Origin of the sequence: uncultured Caballeronia sp. (assembly GCF_964243625.1) — a bacterium.
GTDB lineage: Bacteria > Pseudomonadota > Gammaproteobacteria > Burkholderiales > Burkholderiaceae > Caballeronia.
On the sequence record NZ_CAXTGZ010000468.1, the window covers coordinates 1 to 4,834 of the forward strand.

Here is a 4,834-nt window from a genome sequence, read left to right on the forward strand (position 1 = left end):
CAATACGGTGTGCTTTATTGGAGCCGACTTCGATGACGTCTCGTATTTCCCAGGGCCCGACATCCAGATCCAGCACGACACCGCTGTTCTCGCAGACACAATACAACTCGCCTTCGCGGCCCCAGCGAAGGCCGTGGGGCGCGAGATAGGGCGCAGTGCTGATATCGCCTATATGGCGACGGGCCTGGAGATCGAACACGGCGATGAGGTGGCCGGGGTTTGGATTATCGCCATGTTTGCCGTCGCCATAGATTGGAACGTAAGCGGTCTTTCGGTCAGCCGACACAGCGATTTCGTGGACGCGCGGCGCAAACCCTGAAAGCGTCAATACCGTCTCATAGGTCGAGGGATCGAGGAACAGGATCTTGTTGGCGATCTTGTCGACTGCGATGAGACCATCGCCCCCGGTTATGAAATTGGGATCGCGTGACAGTGGGGTCCGTTTCGGACCGGCGGCACTAGGATTCGTTTGCGTGTTCATGCACTTATTATGGAAGTGATCGTTTCCTAAATCAAGGTTTATTTGTCAAGAACCGTCGTTCGACGGAATTCTGTCAATCCGGAATCCATGTATAGCAAGGAAGGGCCGGTTCGAGTTGACCGATTTATGCCCACTCGGACCGACATGATTTTGTCAATTCGCATCAGTGCGACGCAAATCTGTCAATTGGCGTTCATAGTAAACCCCGGAGTCAAATGGGGAAAAGAATTTGAATTTCCATCGACAGTACGCGTGTATCACAATGCGGATATCGCGCATCTGACGTGACGGGCCGAGCGAGAACCGGGGCGGCTCAATATCGAAAGTTTGGGCTTAACAGGCTGCGGAAATACCTCGCCCTGAAGTCACCCAAAAGGTCAGTTCAAACGTTGTTAGTAAAGCCCCCACAACTGTGAGAAGCGATGCGCGGCGCCGATACCTTTACCGAGAATCTGTTCACATTGCGTAAGCTAGAGGACTTTGTTCCAGCCGATCATCCGCTGCGCTCGATTCGTAAGATGGCCAACGCAGCTTTGGCCAAGATGGATCGCTTGTTTGCCAGCATGTACGAGGCTGATATCAAAGGTGGGCGACCCAGCATTGCCCCGGAGAAGCTACTGCGCGCGCTGTTGCGAGTGCTCTATAGCGTGCGCTCCGAGCGCCAGTTGATGGAGCAGGTTCAATATAACCTGCTGTTTCGTTGGTTTATCGGGCTGTCGATGGACGATGCCGTGTGGGTGCCCACCGTCTTCACCAAGAACCGCGAGCGGCTGATCAAGCATGACGCGGTCATCGAATTCTTTAACGAGGTTGTGGGCATTGCCGAGAACAAGTGCTGGCTTTCCGGTGAGCACTTCAGCGTCGATGGCACATTGATTCAAGCATGGGCCGGTCATAAAAGCTTTGTGCGCCGCGACGATGATCAGGACAGCGAAGACGGTGGGAGCTTCAAGGGCGAGACGCGCAGCAATGAGACGCATGAATCGAAGAGCGACCCGGATTCGAGGCTGTATCGTAAGGGCAAAACGGCAAGCGAGCTACGCTACGTCATCTCTTTATACACAACTCGACACTTGCGGCAAGGATGGTGGAGTAAAAAAGTAGCCGCAAGGGGGTTGTTAACTGTGCGGATTTCGCGTTTACTCTCGGATTTTCAGCATGAAGATCCGAGACGACGCAGGAGCATGGGTGGACGAGGAATTTGAGACGCTGGATCTGGGTGATCCACGGCGAGACCGGCGCGCGAAGGAGCTGGTCAAACGGTTCGCCAGCCGGCCCACGGCTAGCATTCCGGGCGCGTGCGAAGGCTGGTCAGAGACGATCGCTGCATATCGCTTTCTGGGCAATGAGCACATCGACTGGCGCGACATGATGCAGCCGCATTGGGACCGTACCACGGCACGCATGGGGCAGTTGCCGGTGGTGCTGTGCATTGCCGATACGACAGAGCTGAACTTTAACGGTCAGGATATCGAAGGGGCTGGCCCGCTCTGTTATGAAGCACAGGTGGGCATGTATCTTCACGCGACCTATGCGGTGACACCGGATCGGGAGCCGCTGGGTGTGATGAACGCATGGATGTGGGCGCGCGAACCACGCGATGCAAACGGCAAGCGTGGGGGCGTTAAGGAAAGTGCGCGGTGGATCGAAAGCTATGAGATCGTGGCCGAACAGGCACGGGCCCTGCCTGACACGCGGCTGGTGTATGTGGCCGATCGTGAAGGCGACATCGCCGCGCTCATGCAGCGTGCGCAGGAACTGGGTGAACCGGCGGACTGGCTGATGCGCTCGCAACACAATCGCGCGCTCAAGGGCGAAGCAAGTTTGTGGGAGACGGTGCACGCCAGCAGGGTACTCGGCCACATCAGCTTCGTGCTGCCCGGGCGTAACGGCCAGAAGGCGCGTGAAGTGAGGCAGGAACTGCGTAGCCAGCGCGTCACGCTGCCCGGGCGTGCCGGTGTCACGCTCACCTGCGTCGAGGCGTATGAAGTGGATGCGCCAGCGGGTGTGAAGCCCGTTATCTGGCGTCTTGTGACCAACCGCGAAGCAGGTGATGCGCATGCCCTCATCGAACTCGTTGACTGGTACCGCGCGAGGTGGGAAATAGAAATGTTCTTCAACGTCCTGAAGAACGCCTGCGGTGTCGAGGCACTGCAACTCTCACAGATGGAGCGGGTAGAAAAGGCGCTCGTGCTGTACATGGTCGTATCGTGGCGTATCGCGCGGCTCATGCGTGTGGGCAGAACCTGTCCGGAGTTGGACGCGTCGCTGTTCTTTGCGGCTGACGAGATACACGGCGCCCATGTGCTCTGTAAGAAAGCGCGTCCCAAAAAGCCGCCGACGCTCAACCAGATGATACGGATGGTCGGCTCACTGGGCGGATTTCTCGGGCGCAAGAACGACGGCGAACCAGGCGCGAAGACGCTATGGATTGGCATGCAGCGAGTTATGGATGCTGTGATCACCATACAGATCTTGCGCGACGGCTATGACACTTCCGTATAACGAGATGACGCTACATGGGCCACATGTTGAGCGACAACCGCCATGGGCTGATCGCCAGCGCCGTGGTGACGCTGGCCGACGGCTACGCCGAGCGCGAAGCGGCCAAAGTAATGATCGATGATGCTCGCCAGGCGCTTGACGACCCGACGCGCGAGATCACACTCGGGGCAGACAAAGGCTATGACGCAGCAGAGTTCATCGAGGCCTGCAAGGCAATGAACATCACGCCTCACGTGGCGCAAAACAAGTCGGGCCGCCAGTCGGCGGTGCCCGAGTCAATCGCCCAGAGTGCGGGCTACGCGGTTTCCCAGCAAAAGCGCAAGCTCATCGAACAGGGTTTCGGCTGGGCCAAGAGCATCGGCGGTATGCGCCAGGTGATGGTGCGCGGCTTGAAGAAGGTCGATCAAATGTTCGTGCTGACGATGGCCGCGTACAAGCTCGTGCGCAAGCGCACCTTGGGACAACTCCGTGCGTTGCAGCCGCAGTGAACCAAAAATGAGCAAGAGAACGTTATAAACAGGTCCGAAAACCGAAATTAACCGGTCCATATTCCAAACTATGAGAAATCCCCCGCCGAAAATTCTGATCAAGCTCACGGCTCAGTAAAGTCGGCCTGTATTTCCGCAGCCTGTTAAGCGGCCTACTTCGGCAAGCAATTGGCGGCATTTTGCTACGCACAGAATACGGACCTGCCGAACGGCGATATTGCCATATCAAGAGTAAGCGCTACTCGTAAAGCAAGATGATATTAAGTTTGGGCCTACCTGTAGCACACATTTCTTATAGCGGGATGACCGCGCGCATTTCACGATGCTGGTATTCGATATTAATCTTACTCAGTTGTTCGTATAACGAAGTAGTTGATCATTTTTATAAGGGCCATCGAAGATACTTCGTCAACACGGGTAAATCTTAGCGCCAAATGCTCGTTTCTATATTTAATTTGGCTATTTCAAAAGCGGAGTGGGTAATGCGGCTTACGAGGCATGTGGATTGAAGGCTGAGAAGTCGAGGTTGCCGGCGATGAGGAACAGCACGGTTCGCATGGTTTTGAAGCTGGCGTACCCGCGCCCCTTGCGCTTGGCAGCTTGAAACAGGCCATTGATGGCTTCAATGAAGCCGTTGGTCTGGCGCGTCTGGGCCCAGGCGATGATGCCGTCGAAATGGCGCAGGATCATGCGTGCGACGTCCTTCATCGGCTCAACCCTGGAACGCATGACACCGGTGCACCACCGGCGCAACATCTTGGAGACGACGTGGATCTGCTTGGGATCGAGAACCTCGCGCAACTGCTCGCGGTACATCCAGGCACGGGCGGTGCGGTTGGTGGTGTACTGGCTAATCAGTGCCTCGAGATCGGTCAGTTGCGCGAGGTTCAGCTTGTCCGCATCATTGAGCAACGACCAGCGCATGCCCTTCAATGCCGGATCGTTCTTCTGCTGCTCGCGGCGCACACCGTCGAGGGCTTTGGACGCGTGCGCAATCACATGAAACTTGTCGAACGTTACGCGCGCATCGGGCAGATGCTCGTCCACGCCCTTGATGAAGGCGGGCGACATGTCGATGCTGACCGATTTGATCTGCGCAGGCGTGGCGTTGTGTTCCTCGTGGTGATTGGCAAAGCGTTCGACAACGCCGGCATCCTTGCCTGGCGTGACGAAGACTACGCGCCTGGCGTCCATGTCGGCGACCAGCGAGACATAGTCGTGGCCCCGTCGGCACGAGGTTTCGTCAATGGCCACCGCGGTGAGCTCGGACAAATCAGTCGCGGCCACCGCGAGGTTCACGTAACGCTCACAGATGGCCTTCACGCGATACCACGACAGGTTCACCAGACGGGCCACCGCC

Annotated in this window: 3 protein-coding genes and 2 pseudogenes; 3 read left to right on the plus strand and 2 right to left on the minus strand. The window is 57.0% G+C overall.

Features of this window, described 5'->3' with window-relative positions; genetic code table 11:
* A partial coding sequence (locus ACFFAR_RS24845) for a YncE family protein (protein WP_375508635.1) occupies positions 1-481 on the minus strand: 481 nt, incomplete at its 3' end.
* 422 nt (positions 482-903) lie between these two features.
* Here ACFFAR_RS24845 and ACFFAR_RS24850 point away from each other — a divergent pair.
* The 3 genes and pseudogenes from ACFFAR_RS24850 to ACFFAR_RS24860 all read left to right on the plus strand — a co-directional run.
* Positions 904-1,530, plus strand: a pseudogene (locus ACFFAR_RS24850) (IS5 family transposase); the annotation flags it as partial.
* 160 nt (positions 1,531-1,690) lie between these two features.
* Positions 1,691-2,986, plus strand: coding sequence for an IS4 family transposase (locus ACFFAR_RS24855; RefSeq protein WP_375508637.1), 1,296 nt, complete (start codon positions 1,691-1,693; stop codon positions 2,984-2,986).
* Between the two features lie 8 nt (positions 2,987-2,994).
* Positions 2,995-3,474 (plus strand): annotated as a pseudogene (locus ACFFAR_RS24860) (transposase); the annotation flags it as partial.
* A 489-nt stretch (positions 3,475-3,963) separates the two neighbouring features.
* On the opposite strand, the gene ACFFAR_RS24865 reads toward ACFFAR_RS24860, so the two are convergent.
* Positions 3,964-4,834 (minus strand): ISL3 family transposase (locus tag ACFFAR_RS24865; protein WP_375508636.1); only part of this gene is annotated, 871 nt, incomplete at its 5' end.